General features: G+C 45.6%; 15 protein-coding genes. 11 read left to right on the top strand and 4 right to left on the bottom strand.

From position 1 onward, the window contains the following. Nucleotide 1 precedes the first annotated feature (1 nt). The 8 genes from BLR76_RS01970 to BLR76_RS01935 all read left to right on the top strand — a co-directional run bounded on the left by BLR76_RS01970 (nt 2) and on the right by BLR76_RS01935 (nt 11,951). On the top strand, nt 2-3,070 hold the full coding sequence (locus tag BLR76_RS01970) for an alpha-amylase family glycosyl hydrolase (RefSeq protein ID WP_091264797.1): 3,069 nt from the start codon (nt 2-4) through the stop codon (nt 3,068-3,070). 460 nt (nt 3,071-3,530) lie between these two features. Next, nucleotides 3,531-5,228, top strand: a complete 1,698-nt coding sequence (locus BLR76_RS01965) for a glycoside hydrolase family 13 protein (RefSeq protein WP_091264794.1) — start codon at nt 3,531-3,533, stop codon at nt 5,226-5,228. Nucleotides 5,229-5,243: 15 nt separating this feature from the next. Then, complete coding sequence (locus BLR76_RS01960) at nt 5,244-6,248, top strand: ROK family glucokinase (protein WP_091264792.1); 1,005 nt, start codon at nt 5,244-5,246, stop codon at nt 6,246-6,248. A gap of 16 nt (nt 6,249-6,264) precedes the next feature. Next, nucleotides 6,265-8,451, top strand: coding sequence for a PTS transporter subunit IIBC (locus BLR76_RS01955; RefSeq protein ID WP_091264790.1), 2,187 nt, complete (start codon nt 6,265-6,267; stop codon nt 8,449-8,451). 15 nt (nt 8,452-8,466) lie between these two features. Beyond that, the gene (locus BLR76_RS01950; RefSeq protein ID WP_091264787.1) at nt 8,467-9,318 is read left to right on the top strand and encodes an endonuclease/exonuclease/phosphatase family protein; all 852 of its coding nucleotides are present in this window, start codon (nt 8,467-8,469) and stop codon (nt 9,316-9,318) included. Nucleotides 9,319-9,452: 134 nt separating this feature from the next. After that, nucleotides 9,453-10,340, top strand: coding sequence for a transporter substrate-binding domain-containing protein (locus BLR76_RS01945; protein ID WP_091264785.1), 888 nt, complete (start codon nt 9,453-9,455; stop codon nt 10,338-10,340). Between the two features lie 83 nt (nt 10,341-10,423). After that, nucleotides 10,424-11,122, top strand: a complete 699-nt coding sequence (locus BLR76_RS01940; protein ID WP_091264783.1) for an amino acid ABC transporter permease — start codon at nt 10,424-10,426, stop codon at nt 11,120-11,122. A gap of 85 nt (nt 11,123-11,207) precedes the next feature. After that, on the top strand, nt 11,208-11,951 hold the full coding sequence (locus BLR76_RS01935; protein WP_091264781.1) for an amino acid ABC transporter ATP-binding protein: 744 nt from the start codon (nt 11,208-11,210) through the stop codon (nt 11,949-11,951). Between the two features lie 577 nt (nt 11,952-12,528). Here the strand turns inward: BLR76_RS01935 and BLR76_RS01930 are convergent. From BLR76_RS01930 to BLR76_RS01915, 4 genes are all read right to left on the bottom strand, one after another. After that, nucleotides 12,529-13,860: a 6-phospho-alpha-glucosidase gene (locus BLR76_RS01930; RefSeq protein ID WP_091264779.1), complete on the bottom strand. Its 1,332-nt coding sequence runs from the start codon at nt 13,858-13,860 to the stop codon at nt 12,529-12,531. A gap of 39 nt (nt 13,861-13,899) precedes the next feature. Further along, nucleotides 13,900-15,510 (bottom strand): PTS transporter subunit EIIC, encoded by a 1,611-nt coding sequence (locus BLR76_RS01925; protein WP_091264777.1) that lies wholly within the window; start codon nt 15,508-15,510, stop codon nt 13,900-13,902. Between the two features lie 142 nt (nt 15,511-15,652). Next, entirely contained in the window at nt 15,653-16,408 is a 756-nt protein-coding gene (locus tag BLR76_RS01920) for a MurR/RpiR family transcriptional regulator (RefSeq protein ID WP_091264774.1), read from the bottom strand. A 39-nt stretch (nt 16,409-16,447) separates the two neighbouring features. Continuing rightward, nucleotides 16,448-17,308 (bottom strand): MurR/RpiR family transcriptional regulator, encoded by an 861-nt coding sequence (locus tag BLR76_RS01915; protein WP_245683000.1) that lies wholly within the window; start codon nt 17,306-17,308, stop codon nt 16,448-16,450. A gap of 140 nt (nt 17,309-17,448) precedes the next feature. On the opposite strand from BLR76_RS01915, the gene gnd reads away from it, so the two are divergent. From gnd to BLR76_RS01900, 3 genes are all read left to right on the top strand, one after another. After that, on the top strand, nt 17,449-18,345 hold the full coding sequence (gene gnd / locus BLR76_RS01910) for a phosphogluconate dehydrogenase (NAD(+)-dependent, decarboxylating) (protein ID WP_091264771.1): 897 nt from the start codon (nt 17,449-17,451) through the stop codon (nt 18,343-18,345). Nucleotides 18,346-18,533: 188 nt separating this feature from the next. Then, nucleotides 18,534-20,066: a gluconokinase gene (gntK, locus tag BLR76_RS01905; RefSeq protein ID WP_091264770.1), complete on the top strand. Its 1,533-nt coding sequence runs from the start codon at nt 18,534-18,536 to the stop codon at nt 20,064-20,066. A 177-nt stretch (nt 20,067-20,243) separates the two neighbouring features. Then, nucleotides 20,244-20,555, top strand: a complete 312-nt coding sequence (locus BLR76_RS01900) for a toxin-antitoxin system YwqK family antitoxin (RefSeq protein WP_091264767.1) — start codon at nt 20,244-20,246, stop codon at nt 20,553-20,555. Nucleotides 20,556-20,851: the final 296 nt, after the last annotated feature.

The following is a 20,851-nucleotide window of genomic DNA, read 5'->3' as shown; positions in this document are numbered from 1 at the left end:
AATGAACAGAAAATCAACTGCATTATTTTCAGCTTTACTGGTCTTTTTACTGCTATTTCAGTCGTTAGCCAATGTCTTTCCCGATTTCACCTCCGTGAGTGCCGAGACTGAGCGGATGCTTCGGGTACATCTTGAAACGGATGAAATTGATAATGATCTCTCGTTATGGATGTGGGGAGATGTGCTGACGAAATCTGAGGACGTGTCTTCCTGGCCGTCCGGTTCGTCTTTTTCAGAATCTGATCAGACTGACTTTGGTTACTATCAGGACATTGCAATACAGGCGGATGCTGAAGAAATCGGTCTGATTCCTGTATTCGGAGATGGAACAAGATATATTGAGGAAGACATTATCATTACATTGTTCCCGGAAGTTGAAGAAGTCTGGATCAGAGCTGATGGATCTGTCTATTATTATGTTCCAGTCGACTTTGAGACACCGGCTCTGCGTATTCACTACCTAAACGACGCCGTGAACTATGAGGATTACGGGGTATGGTTCTGGGGAGATGCACCGAATCAGCCTAGTGAGTGGCCTAATGACGCCATTCCATTTTCAAATAATCAGGTCGGCCCGCACGGAGCCTACATCGATCTTCCAGTCAATGAATCTGCCCAGTCAGTCGGCTTTTTAGTTGTTAATCTGTCGGATGGAGAAGACAAGCTGACGGAGGACTTACGGTTCGCCTCATTTGATACGATGAATCAGGTCTTTGTCACAGCTGATGACCCAACTCAAGCCTTTACTAATCCTTTTTACAGATCAGATGAAGAGGACGGACCGGAAGAATCTGAGGGAGTCGAGGACATCAGAGTGTCTGCTTCAGTCAGCCGGGCATTCAGCTACAACGAACACGGACTTCTTGATGTCACGATCGATAATCAGTCTGACCTTGAGGTATCACGCATTTCAGCGGATGTCTCATCGATCGGGGGACCGTCTGATCTAGTTATTTCTCCTGAACTGAACCGGGTGACCCTATCAGCTGATCACACAATCCAGCCGGGAACATACCCAATAACCGTCAACGTCTGGGATGAAAACAACGGACGTTATACTGCGCAAACTGACGTGACAATCAGTGAGCGGAACAAGGCAGAAGGTGAACGGGACTGGGATGAAGAAATCATCTACTTTATGCTTACCGACCGCTTTGCTGACGGGGATCCGACGAACAATGATCCGTACGGCTTGAACTATGAAAATGCCGACAACCCTCGTGGAACGTATCAGGGTGGAGACTTTAAAGGTGTCACAGAAAACCTGGATTACTTGGATGAGTTAGGTGTTTCAACTATCTGGATTACTCCGATTGTTGAAAATGTAGCGTATGATGTATCGTACGCAGACCCGGATAACGGCAGCTACTATGCTTACCATGGCTACTGGGCTAAAGATTTTGAAGAGTTAAATCCACATTTAGGAACACTTGCAGAATTTCACGAACTGATTGACCGTGCTGCGGAACGAGACATCAGTATCATGGTAGACGTGGTATTGAATCACCCAGGCTACGGAATGCATCCAAATGATGGTGTAGAGAATCCGCCGGCAGGCTACCCGACCGACGAAGATCGTGCACGTTTTGACGGCATGATCAGAGAAACAGGCGGCAGTAATGATCTAACAATGGAACTGGCAGGCTTGCCTGATTTCATCACAGAAGACCATGAAGTGAGAGAACAGCTGGTGGAGTGGCAGGCTGACTGGATTACTAAGTCAACCACCCCTAATGGAAATGCCATTTCAAGTTATCGTGTCGACACAGTGAAACACGTGGACGATACAACATGGCAGCACTTCAAGAATGAACTGGTAGAAAGAGACCCCGCATTTAAACTAATCGGTGAATCATGGGGCGCGAATTATAGAAATGACCATGGTTACTTGAATACTGGAACAATGGACAGCTTACTGGACTTTTCATTCAAAGACTATGCAAGAAACTTTGTTAGAGGAAATCTGACTGCTGCAAATGATATTTTGATTGAGCGAAACAATGCATTAACTAGTGATGCAACACTCGGCCAATTTTTAGGCAGTCACGACGAAGCCGGGTTCCTGTATGCACTTGGCGGCGACGAAGGTCAGCTGAAACTGGCTGCATCTCTACAAATGACAGCAAAAGGTCAGCCGGTCATTTATTACGGTGAAGAACTGGGTCAATCCGGACCGAATAACTGGCCTGTATACGACAACCGCTATGACTTCGGCTGGGATTTGATTGAAGGTAATCATATCCTGACGCATTATCAGAAAGTCATCGGATTTAGAAATGAATTCAGCGAACTGCTTTCCAGAGGAACGAGGGAGACTTTCCTGACTTCAGAAGACGAGGACTGGATGATCGTCGAACGGGCTCTGGAAGATGAATCAGTGTTTCTTGCCTTCAATACATCCGAAGAGGAGCAGCTGATTTCTGTGGGAGTGGATAGCAGCGACGTCATCGTGATGGATCATTATTCAGACAGCCAGTACTCGGCTGAAGAGACGGGTGATAGCCAGATCATCACATTTACATTGCCAGCCATGGCAGACGGCGGAACAGCACTTCTTACAGTGGACAACGGGTCACTGATTGCGGAAGAAATCGAAACACCGGATGATTCAGAAGAACCGGTAGAAGAAACCGAGGATGATGAAGAAGCAACTGACCCAGGCAACGGGGAACAGCCCGATGGAGAATCTGGACCAGGAACAGATCAGGAATCCGATGGCGACGATCCTGTCTCAGGTGGAGAAGAAATAGCTGATTCAGAAAGAGATGCCGAGGGTGATGGTCAATCGGCAGACCATACTGATTCGTCTGAGAATCCTGGTGCTGGTCAGGATAGTGAAGATTCCACAGCTGATAGCGATCAAGGTCATTCAGATGGTCCATTAGATGATCCTAATGGTGAGGAGACTACCGAATCGGAAGGCGATTCTTCTAAATCCCAAACTGGTGATCGGAATGGAGAAAGACTTCCTTCTACGGCAACAATGCTCTGGACAGTCGGAGCAGTCGGCCTAGTGAGCCTTTTGACAGGGGTCGCGGTCAGACAGATCAAAAAGAAAAATAAGACATAAGAAAGAAAGCTGGGGTATGCCCCAGCTCTATAGACATTGAATGAAAAGCAGTGAGCAGCCTAGGATTTAAGAAGGTGCTTACTGCTTTTTCTTATGTCTGCTGCTTGGGGGAATCTGTCGAGCTCAGCGGGATCGACTCGAGATATGATTTCTTCTGAGTGGGTTCTAAGATGGATCTTGCGATCAACTCAAGCAGTAACGAACCACCGAGCTGGTTCCGAGTTGCTGCCCACATCAAACTCGTATCTAAAAGTCTCTCGAACTGGTCCCAATACATGTTCCAGCATCGATGTGCCCCGCCATAAAGCGACGTCTCACTAATCCATTTTTCATATATCCATTCTGATACCGATAACAGGCAGAAAAGTATTGAAAGCCGTTTATTCAGAAGATAATATTAGTCTGTTGTCATAATTGACAGGGTATAGAGTATCTCAGGAATATGGAGTGACGAATATAAATGAAAAAGCAATGGTGGAAGAAAGCGGTCGCGTATCAGATTTATCCGCGCAGTTTTTATGATTCAAATGGAGACGGTATTGGAGATTTAAGAGGCATTATTGAAAAGATTGATTACATCAAGGATCTGGGGATCGATGTGATCTGGGTCAGCCCTGTTTACGAGTCGCCTAATGATGATAACGGATACGATATCAGTGATTATCACGGGATTATGAAAGAATTTGGAACGATGGCTGATTTTGACGAACTGCTTGAAGAAGTGCATAAGCGTGGCATGAAAATCATTATGGATCTGGTCATCAACCATACCTCTGATGAGCATGAGTGGTTTATCGAATCCCGATCATCTAAAGATAACCCCTACCGTGATTTTTACATCTGGCATCCGGCAAAACCGGATGGCTCCGAAATTAATAACTGGGAGTCGATCTTCGGTGGGTCGGTCTGGGAATATGATGAAAAAACAGGCGAGTACTATATGCACGTATTTTCAAAAAAGCAGCCTGACTTGAACTGGGAAAATCCAAAGGTCAGAGAACGCTTATACGAAATGGTCAACTGGTGGCTGGACAAGGGAATCGATGGGTTCAGAGTAGATGCCATTTCACATATCAAGAAAAAGAACGGCTATCCGAATATGCCTAACCCGCTGAACCAGGATTACGTGCCTTCCTTTGACGGACACATGAATCAGCCGGGCATCGATCTGTTTCTATCGGAGTTTGCGGAGCGTACAATCAGCAACTATGATGTCATGACTGTCGGGGAAGCGAATGGAGTAAGGATTCAGGATGCAGACCGCTGGGTAGGCGAAGAGAATGGCTACTTCAACATGATTTTCCAGTTCGAGCACCTTGGTTTATGGGGAGCGAATGGCGACGGACTTGACTTGAAGGAATTGAAAGAGGTCATGACCCGCTGGCAGAAAGGCCTAGACGGTCGTGGATGGAACGCGTTATTTATTGAAAACCATGACCTGGCGAGAAGCGTATCAACCTGGGGCAATGATGCAGATCTGCGAAAAACTTCTGCGAAAGCCTTGGCGACATTCTATTTCTTCATGCAGGGCACGCCATTCATCTATCAGGGTCAGGAAATCGGTATGACGAATGTACAGTTCGACTCGATCGAGGACTACGATGATGTCGGCATGATCAACATGTATAACATTGAAACGAAAAATGGCTCGACGCACGAAGAAATCATGGCATACATCTGGAAGAACGGACGGGACAATTCACGCACACCGATGCAGTGGTCAAATGCGCCTCAAGCCGGGTTCACAACAGGACAACCATGGCTCGGCGTCAATCCGAATTATCCGGATATCAACGTGGAACAGGCTCTGAATGATCCGGATTCGATCTATCATTTCTACAAGAAGATGATTCAGATGAGACAGACCACGCCTGCTCTGATCTACGGACATTATGAGCTGATTGCTGAGGAGCATGACAAGGTCTACGCCTACCTTCGCGCATACGAAGGGGTGGAATATGTCGTGATTGTCAATCTGTTCAACGAGACGACTGATTTGGACCTGAGTGAGGAACTGGATCTTGGAGACTTGAAGTTAAGCAATTATACCGTTACGGATGCTCAGAATGCAGTCATGACGCTGCGTCCATATGAATCACGTGTGTATAAAGTAACCAAACAGAAAATTTGGCACGATCCAAACTATTACGTTCTTTAATCAAAGGAGAAGCGGATGGAAAAATTAGCGATTGGCATCGACTTAGGTGGAACGACGATTAAATTTGCCTTTCTGGCACGGAAAGGGGAAACGATCACTCAGTGGGCCGTTCCCACTCCTGTCCATAACAAAGGGCGCAGTATCGTTCCTACAATCATTCAGTCGATTCAGGAAAAAATGAGCGAACAGGCACTTACGGCTGAAGATATTTCAGCAATCGGAATGGGGTCACCTGGATCTGTGAACAGGTCTGAAGGGACAGTGACCGGTGCCTATAATTTGAACTGGACTGAAACGGTCCATGTCCGTGAAGAAATCGAAGGTGCACTAGGAATTCCATTTGAGTTGGACAATGATGCAAACGTTGCCGCTCTGGGAGAGCAGTGGCTGGGAGCCGGACAAAATGAGCCACATGTGGTCTTTCTGACTCTAGGAACCGGTGTCGGGGGCGGAGTGATCGTCAACGGGGAGCTGGTTCATGGAGCACATGATACTGCTGGAGAAATTGGTCATGTCAAAGTCGATGCAGACGGTTTTCACTGTACGTGCGGTCAGGTAGGCTGTCTGGAAACAGTAGCCAGTGCGACTGGTATCGTCAATGTTGCCAGAAAAGAGGCTGAGCAGTATATCGGGGAGTCACAGTTGGCTCAGAAAATATGGAACAGTCAGCCGGTCACAGCGAAGATAGTATTCGATCAGGCTAGATTAAATGATCCATTAGCAGATGATGTTCTGAATAAGGTGGGTAGCTATCTGGGAAAGGCTTGTGCTAATATTGCCAATATCCTGAACCCGTCAACGATTGTTCTTGGGGGCGGGGTGTCCAGAGCCGGGCAGCTGCTGCTCGATTACGTGACGCCGCACTTTGAACGCCATGCATTTCCGACGATTGCCACACGCACGGCAATCAGAACGGCATCACTTGAAAACGAAGCGGGCGTACTTGGCGCCGCATCCCTGGCGTTTGCTCTAAAAGATAGAGTGGAAGCCGTTGGACAAAATGAAAACGTCAACTTGTAGAATAGGAGAATAAATGATGAAAAAGATAATGAACTTTGAGTTCTGGCAGAAATTCGGAAAAGCCCTGATGGGTGTCATTGCCGTTATGCCGGCAGCCGGTCTGATGATCAGTATCGGTGGATCAATTCCGCTGATCAACCCTGACCTGACAGCCCTGGTTGCTTTTGGAAGCGTAATCGAGAATATTGGGTGGGCGATTATTGGAAACCTGCATATCCTCTTTGCTCTGGCTATTGGTGGAAGCTGGGCCAAAGATAAAGCTGGTGGAGCCTTTGCTGCCGGAATCAGTTTTATTCTGATCAATCGGATCACCGGAGCAATTTTCGGCGTCACTGGAGACATGCTTGCAGATGAATCAGCAGTCACGCAGACGCTATTCGGGACAGAGATTCCGGTCGATGGGTACTTTACATCAGTTCTGGAAGCGCCGGCACTAAATATGGGTGTGTTCGTCGGAATCATTGCCGGATTCATGGGTGCGATGGCATTCAATAAATACTACAACTTCAGAAAATTACCGGATGCTTTGTCATTCTTCAATGGTAAGCGTTTCGTTCCTTTCGTTGTGATTTTATGGTCACTGATTGCGGCCGTTGTGCTTTCAATTGTCTGGCCGGTCATCCAAGGCGGAATCAACAGTTTCGGGGTATGGATCGCTGAATCACAGGATACAGCCCCTGTCTTGGCTCCCTTCCTTTTCGGGACTCTGGAACGACTATTGCTGCCGTTCGGTCTGCATCATATGCTGACCATTCCAATCAACTATACACCACTTGGAGGAACCTACGAGGTGCTGAGTGGAGCGCAGGAAGGTGCGTTGGTATTTGGACAGGATCCGTTGTGGCTGGCATGGGCACGGGACCTGGTCAACCTTGATGCTGCTGGAGATACCAGCACATATCAGTATGCCTTGGAAAATTTCGTACCAGCTCGCTTTAAAGTAGGTCAAATGATTGGATCGTCAGGTATTTTAATGGGACTGGCTTATGCGATGTATAAAAATGTCGATAAAGATAAGCGCGAGCAGTATAAATCGATGTACTTGTCTGCCGGACTGGCAGTTTTTCTTACAGGTGTTACTGAGCCGCTTGAGTTCATGTTCATGTTTGCAGCAATGCCGCTCTACGGCATCTATGCACTGATTCAGGGGGCAGCTTTTGCCATGGCGGATATTGTTAATCTAAGAATCCACGCCTTCGGAAATATCGAGCTTCTGACTCGTACACCACTTGCATTGAGAGCGGGTCTTGGCCTCGACTTGATCAACTTCCTGTGGGTCACTGTCCTGTTTGCAGTCGGCACTTACTTCCTGGCAGATTTCCTTATTCGTAAATTCCAGTATGCCACGCCTGGTCGTAAAGGAAATTATGAGGGAGAAGCAAGCGGGTCGGATGCAGCTCAGGCAGTGGATGCTTCTCAGCAGGTGTACAATATCATTCATTTATTAGGTGGAAAAGACAATATTTCTGATGTGGATGCCTGTATGACTAGACTGCGTGTATCAGTTAAGGATACGAATAAAGTAGGCAGCGAAGCGAACTGGAAAAAAGCTGGAGCGATGGGGCTTGTTCATAAAGACACTGGTGTTCAGGCGATATATGGACCGAAAGCGGATGTACTGAAATCCGATATTCTGGATGTACTTGAAACGAATGTAGACATTCCTCCCTCAACGATCGATGAGAATAAGGCATTAGCAGAAGACACAGCTCATAATCAGACGAGGGAATCTTCAACAAATCAATCAGAAAAAACAGCTGTCTACAGTGTTGCAGACGGAAACGTACAGCCGATCACTGAAGCACCGGACGACGTCTTCTCTCAGAAAATGATGGGCGACGGCTATGTCATCATCCCTTCATCGGATAGAATCGTTTCACCTGTTTCAGGTTCAATCACCAGTATATTCCCTACTAAACATGCAATCGGAATCCAGACAGAAGAGGGGATCGATGTGCTTGTACACATGGGAATTGATACGGTAGAATTAAACGGTCAGGGATTCGAGCTATTTGTTGAAGAAGGACAGACACTGAAAGCGGGCGATGAGCTGGCTCAAATGGACCGCGAGGCAATAAGCAAAGCCGATAAGGATACAGCGGTACTCATAGTCTTTACGAACTTGACTGATGGACAGATAATTAACCTTAAGGCAACTGGAGAATGTAAAGCAGCGGACCTTATTGGGTCAGTAATGGAATAAAAAAGGAGTGTACAAATGAAAGTCTTAACATTGAATACTCACGCGTGGATGGAAGACGACCCTTATGAAAAGCTGGATGCTCTAGCTGAGCAGCTTGCAGAATCAGAATATGACGTTATTGCTCTTCAGGAGGTCAATCAGACGATCGATGCCAAGGGAATCAAAGATGATACTTTCATTGCTCCTGAAGAAAAAGTATGTGCTGTTCCAATAAAAGAAGATAATTTTGCCCGGCTGTTGGTCAAGAAGCTGAAGCGTCTTGATCTGACTTACTACTGGAGCTGGGCAGCCAATCATGTCGGGTATGACCTGTATGACGAAGGCGTGGCGATTCTCTCTAAAGTCCCGTTCAAAGCAGAAAGTCAGCTGGTCTCTGAATCAGAGGACTATACCAGTCACTACACACGGAAAGTGCTGAAAGCCTCCTTTGATCATCAGGATAGACAATGGGTAGTTCTGTCCGCTCATTATTCCTGGTGGACTGACGGGAATGGCAGGCAGCTGTTTGAGCATGAATGGATGCAGACGCTGGACATGATCCGTCCTGATGAAAGAGAAACCGCCATAGTCATGGGCGATTTCAATAATGACTCCTCAGTCCAGAATGAGGGCTATGCACTGGTCAGACGCTCGGCCCCTTTCCTGAATGATGCTTTTGAAACAGCGGACGTGAAGATAGGTGAAGCAACCGTAGAGAAGGAAATTGACGGATGGGAAGGCCACTCGGATCTTAAACGGATCGACTATATTTTTGCCGGGAAAGGCTTTGACATCGAACAGTACCAAGTGACTTTCGACGGAAAAAATGGACCGGTCGTGAGTGATCACTTCGGTGTGGAGGCTCTAGTAAAGTTAAAGCTTACTTAAAGTTAGAGAAAGTAAGTGACAAGACAATGAAAACATGCTATATTAAGCACTGGATTGATTTAACATCCAGTGCTTTTGTATGCTGAAAATGTATAAATCATAGAGATGATTTGATTAAAAAGGGGATTTTATTTATGAAAAAGAAATTATTATATACTGGTATTCTATCTGTGAGTGGATTCCTTCTGGCTTGTGGACCAGCTGATAACGGAGACGATGCCGAAACAGATACAGCTCAGGAAGAACATGGGGAAGATACAGCAGAAGAAACATCATGGGCTGATATTGAAGAAGAAGGCGTCCTGACAGTCGGAACATCCGGCACGTACGCTCCGATCACATTCTTTGATGAAAACAATGAACTAACTGGTTTCGAAGTTGAACTGGTCAGAGAAATCGGCGAAAGACTGGACCTTGAAGTTGAATTCGAAACAATGGATTTCGACGGGATCCTTCCTTCACTGAGAAATGGACAAATTGATGTGGCAGCACACGACTTTGCCATCACTGAAGAACGCCTTGAAATTTTCGATTTTGTTGATCCACATAAATTCTCCTATGGATCAGTTATCGTCAGACAGGAAGACGCAGACCGTTTCGACTCTGCTTATGACCTGGAAGGTGTCGACGTTGCAGTTGGGTCACTGACTAGTAACTATGCGATCTTTGCGGACAATATTGGAGCAAATGGTACGGCATACGACGGTGGAGTTGAAGCTATTCTTAGAGATGTCATTAACGGCAACCAGGATGCATATCTGAATGACTACCTGGTCCTGCTTAACACCTTGAACGAATTCGGTGACGACCAACTGACGATTGCTGAAGATGTGAAATTCCACGCCACTGAAAGCGCGATGGCTGTCTTAAAAGGCAACACGTCCTTAAGAGATCGTCTGAGTGAAACCCTTCAGGAACTGATGGATGACGGAACGGTTTCAGAATTGTCTATGGAATTCTTAGGCGCTGATGTAACTGAACCAGTTGAAGAATCAGAAATCGTGAGTCTTGATGGAGAATAATTAGATCTATGGACATACAAGGAGCACACACTTCTTGTATGTTTTCTTTTTAAAAGTCAAAATAAAAAAGAGAGGACAAAACGATGTTTGAGACGTTTGGAAATATACGGTGGGAATATCTATTTGATTATGAACTGGCGATAGACTCATTACCTTTCCTGCTTCAAGGGTTGCGGATTACAATGGTTATTGCCTTGTTCAGTATGTTCTTTGCTTTAATGCTGGGTGTTGTAATAGGTGTCGCTCGTATGTCGAAATTTGCCATATTTCATTTACCTGCCAGATTATACATTTCCTTTATGCGAGGGACCCCACTGCTTGTATTTGTATTTATCCTTTATTATGGCCTGCCGGTAATAGGACTCGAGTTCAATAATGCTGTTGTAGCTGCTATTGTAGGTGTCAGTTTAAACTTCGGCGGCTACCTTGCGGAAGTGGTACGGTCAGCTATCTTATCTGTGCCCAGAGGTCAGTGGGAAGCAGCGGCGACTTTGCAGATGGATTACTTTCAGACCTTGAGAAAAATTGTGATTCCCCAAGCTACACGTATTGCTCTTCCACCGACATTCAATATTTTTATGGACGTCGTCAAAGGGACATCACTGGCCTCTGTTATTACGGTCCAGGAACTACTTTACAGTGCACGACTAGTTGCTGGTCGAACCTATGACAGTATGACTATGTATATTTCTGCTGCCCTGATCTACTGGATGGTCTGTATCGTAATCGGGTATTTCCAGGATCGTCTGGAAATCAGGTACAACCGTTATCTATCTAAATAATGTAGCTAGCTTTCAAACAGTTAATCAATCAACTAAGTTAAGAACAATTCTTAACTACAAACTTATTATACGAGGAGGTAAACGCATGATTACAGTAAAGAATCTTAAGAAAACATTTGACGACACTCCAGTTCTAGAATCAATTAACCTTGAAGTGAAAAAGGGCGAAGTGGTCTGCCTGGTCGGTGCGTCCGGATCGGGGAAAACAACCTTGCTTCGCTGCCTGAATCTGCTGGAAACACCAGATGAAGGATCGATCAGAATAGGTGATAAAGAAGTATCTTTCGGTGAAGATAAACTATCCAAGAAAGATATCAAGGACATCCGCCGCTATTCAGGTATGGTCTTCCAGGGCTTCCACCTTTTCCCGCATATGACTCTACTGGAAAACATTACTCAAGCACCTCTAACTGCCAAGCAGCAGGATAAAGAGACGATCATGAAAGAAGCGAGTGTGCTGCTTGAAAGAGTTGGACTGTCCGAACATCAGGACAAGTTCCCAGATGCCTTGTCCGGTGGTCAGCAACAGAGAGCAGCGATCGCCCGTGCACTGATGATGCACCCGGAAGTCATGCTCTTCGATGAACCAACGTCTGCTTTGGACCCTCAGCTGGTCAGAGAAGTTCTCAAAGTTATTGAAAGTCTGGCTAAAGAAGGCCAGACAATGGTCATCGTGACACACGAGATGAACTTTGCCCGCCGTATAGCAGACAAAGCCTTCTTCATGGATGAAGGCTATATCCTAGAGTCAGGTCCGGCTGAACAAGTCCTGACCGATCCAAAAGAAGACCGCACAAGAGAATTTCTTGCTCTACTTGAAGACGAGTAAGACGAATTGAGTAATATCAGCCCCGCCTAACTGTGGTTATCTTCAGTCGGGCGGTTTTTTCGTAGAAAAAACCTTCACTATTGTGTTTTGGAGCGGCACTCGTAGGGGAAGCCTGTTTGAGTGCAGGTGCAATCTGAATAGCGCCTGTACTCAGATAGAAAAACAGACTGAGTACAGGGGCAATCAAGATAGCTTAGGAACTCAAAAGAGAAATCTGTTTGAGTACATGTGCTATCGGAATAGCGCCTGAACTCGGAAGGAAAAAGAGTTTGAGTGCAGGTGCAATCAAGATAGCTTAGGAACTCAGATGGAAAAACAGTTTGAGTAGAGGGGCAATCAAGATAGCGCCGGAACTCAGTAGGGAAAACAGTTTGAGTAGAGGTGCAATATGAATAGCGCCGGAACTCGGAGGGGAAAAGAGTTTGAGTGCAGGTGCAATCAAGATAGCATAGGAACTTAGTCGCAAATAAATTTAGTACAGGGACAAATAGGATAGCTCATAGACCTAAAGAGATAAACCAAAAAAGAAGCCCCATCCTGAGAATCAACTCACAGGATGGGGCTTCTTGTATGATTATTACTTCAGTTCAGGCCAGTAGCCTTTGTTTGCTTCGATCAGATCGTCCAGCAACTGTTTAGCGACTTCAGCACTTGGAACGATTTTCGACAAGCTCAGAGCCTGCCACAGTTTCTGATAACTGCCTTCGATATAGGCTTCAACGACCAGCTTTTCAGCAGTCACTTGCTGAAGCATCAGTGCGCGGTTGAACGCAGGGATTTTACCTTGAGCCAGTGGTTCCGGTCCGTCACTACCGACGATACAAGGCACTTCTACCATAGCATCATCATCAAAGTTGGCAATCGCTCCGTTGTTTTCAACAATTAGAAGCATACGCTCTTTAGCATTGAACGCAATGGCACGGGCCAGATCCACAATGAATGATGCGTGGCTGTCGATGTGGAAGCCACCGTCAACTGCTGTACCTTTTTCAATGATATTGCGAGCAGCTGTAAATACCTGTTTCTCACGTCCGGCCATGACCTCATTGGCACGAGTGAATTCTGGATTGGAGCTCGCTACTTCATAGTCAGGATAGAAATAATACTTCAGATAAGTGTTCGGCAGATAGTTCGGTTCGATCGCCAGTAAGTCCTTGGCTTTTTTGTGAGTGGCCTGCCAGCTTTCGTCCATGTGCTGTGTATCCACTTCGACTTGGGTCAGGTAGCCGTTTTCTGCCACATATTCTTTGATTTCGTCAATGTATTCATATCCTGTAGCCTTGTCTTTGACGCTGGTCCACCATCCAAAGTGGTTCAGGCCGAAGTAGCTGACTTCCAGCTTGTCTGGAGTGGTTCCAACAATTTGTGACATTCTACGCAGTGTTCCGACAGGCATATCGCAGATGTTCAGAACTTTTGAATCCGGACGTAAAACGCGTGTCGCTTCAGCAACGATTGCTGCAGGATTGGAATAGTTGAGCATCCAGGCATCTGGAGAATACTTTTCCATATAGTCGATAATTTCAAGCATGCCGGTGATGCTTCGCATACCATAAGCAATTCCGCCAGGTCCGCACGTTTCCTGACCGACAACACCGTATTTTAATGGAATCTTTTCATCCTGTTCACGCATCTCGTACTTTCCGACGCGGATATGAGCCATGACGAAATCGACATCGCTAAAGGCTTCTTCCGGATCAGTAGTGTAAGAGAATTTGAGGTCAGGCGCCTGTTCTTTTAGAAGAATTTCCAGAGCTTCACCTAGAATCCCTTGTCTGTCTCCGTCATTATCGTACAGCTTCAGTTCTCTCATTGGGAAACGATCACTGTTTTCAAGCATCATCATAACGATACCTGGTGTAAATGTGCTTCCGCCTCCTGCAATTACTACTGAAAAATCCTTCTTCATTTAAATCTTCCCCTTTTAATTAATTGTTCTTACATTGAGTTATTCTTCTGAATTCCTGCCGAGATACTGTTCAACAGATTTCCTGATCTTGTTCACTTGCAGACCATATACGACCTGTACATTCTTATCTTTAATCATCACTCCGCTTGCACCTGTCTGATCTTTCAATATAGCCTGATCGACCATTGAAGGATCGGCAAGAGTGAGTCTCAGTCTGGAATAGCAGTTTGTGATGGTTTGAATGTTGCCATCGCCACCCAATGCCTGAACGATTGTCCCAGCCATGTCGTTCTGAGACGTATCAGCTGTGACAGTGGCACGCGGAATCACATCACCAGATTTTTTTGCCTGATAATCTTTCTTCGAATACAGACGGGTTTCGCTTGAGCTGTCTTCGCGTCCGATTGTCTTGAAGTTGAACTTGGTGATCAGGAAACGGAAGATTGCATAGTACAGACCGAAATAGATGAGTCCGACCAGAATGTACATTGGCCAGCCTGTTCGCTCAATTCCCAGGGGCACATTGAACAGCAGGAAGTCGATGAATCCATTAGGACCGATCGCCCGGACATTTAACAGGTTCAATGTGACCATACTCAATCCACTTAATACAGAGTGGATTACGAACAGAAGTGGTGCGATAAATATGAATGAAAATTCGATCGGTTCAGTCACACCTGCAATAAATGACGTAACTACAGCAGGAATCAGAATCGCTTTTGCTTTCGCTTTATGTTCAGGCTTAGCTGTGTGGTACATAGCTAGACAGGCACCGATCAGACCGAACATTTTAGAAATTCCACGCGCATCCCAGATAACACTTTCAGATAAGACGCTGATTGAAGGATCAGCCATTTCTGCGAAGTAAATGTTGCGGGCACCTTCGAATACTTCTCCTCCTACTTCAGCTACACCGCCAAGAGATGTATAAAGGAACGGTGTGTAGACTAGGTGGTGCAGGCCTGTCGGAATTAGCAGACGCTCAAGTGTCCCATACAGGAACAGTCCGAAGTTACCAGCCTGATTGATAAAGACCCCGGTTGAGTCGATAGCTGACTGAATGATTGGCCAAATGAAGCTCATCATAATTGCTGAGAGAACGACGATTGGAATAAGTACGATGAAAACAAATCGTGATCCACCATAAATCTGGAAGGCATTGTCAAATTCGATTTCAGCATATTTGTTATGAACATAAGCAGTGATGACACCCAGAATGATTCCCAGGAAAACGCCCATGTCCAGAACCTGAACACCCATGACCATGGTCTGTCCGGATCCTCTCAAGGCTTCCGGATCGACCAGCAATCCGTTCAGGGACAGGAAGTTGTTCATTGCATGAATGAAAACTAGAAAGCCAAGAAGGGCAGTGAAGCCGGCTTCTGCCTTTTTCTTATCAGCAAGACCGATAGCGATACCCACACAGAATATCAGTCCCAGGTTGGTCAGGATTGAAACAAGTGACCCTGACAGGATCGTACCGAACCCTGTCGTGATCGGATTATCCAGAAATGGAACGGTTTCAATTAACCGCGCATTTGTAAACAAGTTTCCGAAAGCGATGAGAATACCGGCAATCGGTAGAATAAGCACAGGGATAAACATGGCTTTGGCAAAACGCTGCATGCTATCCATCAATTTGTCTTTCATAAATATAATCCTCCAACTTCTTTTTTTGATTAAATTAGGATGTCGATATAGTGAGTATAACTTGAAAGCGGTTGAAAAGTCAGGGGTCTGTAAACGTTTGAAACGTGTTCCGCTAAAGCGAAACACGTTTCGTCAAAAGTATTCAGCTGGAAAAGCGGTCAAGGTAGCGTTCGACGATCAGCTCGAATGAAAAGAGAACGCCCGGAAAGAAGACATTGGGCAGGAGGTTCTGGTCATCCAGCTTGTGTGAATCACTAATCTGAATGGAGAGGTCAGCCAGCTCAGCTATCCGGTTGCTGCTGTCCTGAGTATAGGATACCGTATAGATTCCAGCTTCGGATGCTGTTTTCAGTTTCTGATAGACCTGATCTGTTTCGCCGGACTTGGATACGACGAGCATGACGCCGATATCATCTAGATTATTCTCGAAGACACCGACAGAGTCCGATCCACTGGACATGATGACTTTCTTCCCTAAAACCAGCAGTTTCTTATACAGGTACTCGGCTATGATTTTTGAGAAACCAGTCGCGTAGATGAAGATATACTTCTGTTTGTTCATGAGGACCTGATCGATAAAGGCATCCATCGTCTCAAGCGAACAGTCCTTGACTAATGAAGATAGGGTACGGTTCAAAAAGCGGCTTTCCGTATGGTTTTCTCCATGTTCCGCCTGCTTGATCAGAGGCAGCAGAGAATAGTACATATCAGTAAACCCTGTAAAACCCAGCTTCTTGGATAAGCGGATAACAGAAGCGGGGGAGGTATAGGTCTCTCTGGCGACTGCCCGAACGCCCATATCCTGAATGTCCGTAATGTGTTCAACGATATAGGTAAGAATATCGGTTTCCAGGCTTGTCAGTGTTTTGCCTGCGGTTAACTTGCTTAAGTCGATCAACATGTGACCTTCTTTCTTAAATGATCTGAAAAATGAGAGTTAAAGTCGTTTATACTGGATGGCTTCACGTACATTCTTGAGTGATTCTGTGCCTTTCTCATCGAGAGCCATCATCAGATTGACGAACAGAGCATCTAAAATACTCAATTGAGCGATCCGTGATGCAAGAGCTTCTGATCTGTAATCTGTTTCTTCTGACAAGGTATATAGAGGGATATCAACGGCTTGACTGAATGGAGACTGGGTATAGCCAGTAATTCCTATCGTCTTGACTTTGTTTTTCTTAACAGTCTTTAAAATATCCTGAATATCTTTGGAATTTCCGGTATGTGAAATCAGGATAGCTACATCATTTTCTTTCAGCTGTGAAGCGGACATCAGCTGCATATGGGAATCAATCTGGGTGCTGACTGGGAGACCAGTCCGGATAAATTTATGGTACCCATCCTGAGCGATAATGTTTGATCCTCCGAAACCGAAGAATTCAATTCTTCCGGCATCAAGGATGGTATCCACTGCTTTCGAAAAATCTGTGTCATCAATGACTTTTAATGTGTCTTCAAGTGTCTTTATGTTGAAGTGGAATGTTTTTTCAAGAATCGTTTTTTTATCGTCCTCTTCACTGACCATGTCATGAATATCCCCGAGTGTTGAGGATGTTTCTGCAGCCAGAGAGATTTTCATATCCTGAAACCCTTTGTATCCTAATCGTTTGCAGAAGCGGAAGACAGTTGAATCAGCTACGTTCAGCTCTTCGGCAATCTGCGTGATCGTTCCATGAATGATAGTATCGGGTTGGCTGGCAATATAATCAGCCATCAGCTGCTCTTTTTCACTCATAGTAGAGTAAAGCAGTCGGATACGCATATTTAAAGGTTTGTTGTTTAATGATTTATCCAAGGAGTTCACCTCTTTCTATCTCACTTATAGTATAAAGAAAACCGAATTAAAAAGAAATATTTTTCCTACATCACTTGAAAAGAATAATTTTCTTCCTTATACTCTATTCATGGAAAATATTTTTTTGGAGGAGAATTATTATGAAACTGGGCATTTGCGGACTGGGAAAAATGGGTCTGAATTTAGTAGATAACTTATTAGGTAATGGTCATGAAGTCGTGGCTTATGATATTGATGCGACACTAGTCGAAGCAGCAGACAAACTCGGGGCAGAAGGGGTTCATTCTTTAGAGGACCTTACACAAGCCTTTCGGGACAGAAAACTGATCTGGATGATGGTTCCTGCAGGAGACATTACGGAACAGCTGCTCACAGACCTGACACCGTATCTGACTGAAAACGATATTCTGATGGACGGCGGTAATGCCTTTTACAAAGATTCGATCAGACGAGCTCAGACACTTGAAGCAAAAGGCGTGCATTACGTCGATATCGGTACAAGTGGGGGAATGGAAGGCGCAAGAAACGGAGCCTGCACGATGGTCGGAGGTAAACGGGAAGTCGTTTTGGAAATCGAGAAACTGTTCAGTGATATCTCGGTTGAAAATGGATACCTGTATACCGGTGAATCAGGCAGCGGGCACTTCCTGAAAATGGTGCACAATGGTGTGGAGTACGGCATGATGCAGGCCATCGGAGAAGGATTCGACATCTTGGAGAAAAGTCCATTCGACTTTGACCATGAGGCTGTTGCCCGCGTCTGGAACAACGGATCGGTCATTCGTTCATGGCTGATGGAACTGATGCAGGACGCCTTTTCTGACGATCCTAAACTTGATGATATCAGAGGAGTCGTACATGCATCAGGCGAAGGAAAATGGACAGTAGAAACAGCTATGGAACTTGAAACGGCTGCACCAGTCATTGCACTGTCTCTCATGATGAGAAACCGTTCTCTGGAAGCAGACACCTTCAGTGGAAAAGTCGTCGCGTCACTTAGAAGGCAATTTGGCGGACACGCAGTTGAGAAACAATGACAAGATTGAAAGTTTCAACAATCAAGACTTATCAATGAGTTCATATAATAGAATTGAATGTTACAATTAATGAGTATCAGTTCTCAATAGATTTAAATCCTGCATGGCAATGCTCATCGGATTGTTTATAATATAAGAGAGTACTAGACGAATAGGAACCTATCAGTCTAAATGAAAGGATTTCGTATATGAGTAGTTATTCCATCGGTGTGGACATCGGGACGACGAGCACAAAAGCCGTCCTGTTTTCAGAACAAGGAGAGAATCTCTATCAGGCAACGATTGAGTATCCTCTCTACACACCTGAACCGAAAGTTGCCGAACAGGATCCGGATGAGATTTTCGATGCGGTCCTCCTGTCCCTTCAGTCAGTCATGGAAACCTCCCAAGCATCCCAGTCAGACATTAAAGTCATCGGCTTCAGCGCGGCTATGCATAGTCTGATTGCTGTAGATGATGAGGGAGAGCCGTTGACGCAGGTCATTACCTGGGCAGATCAGCGCAGCGAACCTTACGCAAGACAGCTGAAAGAAACAAATGGGCGGAGCATCTATGAAAAGACTGGGACGCCGATTCATCCTATGTCGCCCTTATGCAAACTGATCTGGATGAAAGATGAAAAGCCTGAAGTATTCCAGTCTGCTGCCCGTTTCATTGGAATAAAAGAATATGTTTTCCATAAATTGTTTGGTACATACGCTGTCGATTACTCGATTGCATCTGCTACTGGACTCTTTAATATGGAAGCTTTGGACTGGGATGAGGAAGCCCTGGAAACAGCTGGGATTACCCCTGGCCGACTGTCGCCGATCGTTTCGACGACTGAAGTCTTTACCGGCATACGCTTAGAATATGCAGCTAAAACAGGGATTGGTCGTGACACACCCGTTGTCATAGGCGCTAACGATGGCTGCCTGGCAAATCTTGGAGTCAATGCGATTGATAAAGGGGTTGTGGCCGTAACGATCGGAACGAGTGGCGCGATCCGTACGGTTACTGATAAACCAGTTTCAGATCCGAAAGGCCGAATTTTCTGTTATGCCTTGACGGACAAGCACTGGGTGATCGGTGGGCCAGTGAATAACGGCGGAATGATCTTGAGGTGGCTCAGAAACGAACTCTGCCTTGAGGAAGTGTCTCAAGCAGAAGCCGCCGGTCGGGAGGCTTATGATGTCATCACAGAGAAAATAGCGGAAGTTCAGGCCGGATCCAATGGGCTGATTTTCCATCCGTACTTATCCGGCGAACGGGCTCCTTCATGGAACGCGAACGCTCGAGGCTCCTTTTACGGACTGGCTCTGCATCATCAGAAAAAACATATGATGCGTGCGGTACTGGAAGGCATCAATATGAATCTCTATATGGTTCTGCTGGCTCTTGAAGAAGTGATCGGTTTACCGGAACGGATCCATGCGACTGGTGGATTTGCGAATTCTGATGTGTGGCGTCAGATGCTGGCAGACATTTTCAACCAGGAAGTGCATGTCCCGATGACTGTGGAAAGTGCCTGTCTGGGAGCAACTGTTCTGGGCCGTTTCGCTATAGGAGACATCGATGATTTAAGCGAAGTGGGTAATATGGTCAACACGGGTAAAGTCAATCCGCCGAATCCCGAATCCGTTGCGATATATGAAGAACTCATGCCGATATATATCCGCTTGAGCCGTCTGTTTGAAGAAGAGTATGATGCAATCACTGCTTTTCAGGAGAAGTATAAGTAAATGAATATAGTTAGCACCCGATCGTTCTTATTCAATCAGACGGTTGGGTGCTTTTGTTATAGGAGAACTGTACGAGCGCCAGAATATTTGTGAAACTGAATACCTTTTGACATACCAATTTATAGGTAGAGTTTAGTATACTATAGATAGATGAGTGAAGAGAGGAGGAAGGGGATCGTGTCCAGTGCGGACGGATATCCCGTCAAGATGCTTGAAAAAAAAGAGTACGCCAATGGCCAGAAGGTTTATGAACTGGAAGATAATGTTCTGACCTATTTCTACGAAGACGGTACGGTCAAAGCAAAAGGCCCTTTTGTTGAACAAAAGATGGAACAGGAGTGGATTTTTTACCGTAAAACGGGTGAACTATGGCAAGTCGGCCATTTCAAAGCGGATCAGAAACACGGAAGATGGCTCCGTTACAGCCGAGATGGAGAAGTGGAGTATGATGAACAGTTTGAAAATGGGAAGCAGCTGAAGAAGAAGTAAAGCTCAGCAAGTTGACTTTCAAAGAAGAGTGGTGGAGCCTACCGGGTGCTCCATACTCTTCTTTTTGCTTTCAGAGCTAGGGGTAGGACTGAAGAAAGACTAACTCAATAGGCCGAATCAGCACGAGTGGGTCCAAAGCCGCATCTTGCGACCAACTCAGGAGAAAAGAGCCGATGAGTGGGCTCTAAGATGTATCATGCGACCAACTCAGGAGAAATGAGTCGGTGAGTGGGCTCTAAGATGTATCTTGCGACCAACTCAGGAGAAAAGAGCCGGTGAGTGGGCTCTAAGATGTA

The sequence above is a fragment of the Alkalibacterium thalassium genome, assembly GCF_900101165.1.
GTDB classification, from domain to species: domain Bacteria; phylum Bacillota; class Bacilli; order Lactobacillales; family Carnobacteriaceae_A; genus Alkalibacterium; species Alkalibacterium indicireducens.
Note: the sequence above shows the minus strand (reverse complement) of the source record. Positions and strands in the feature narration are given on the sequence as shown.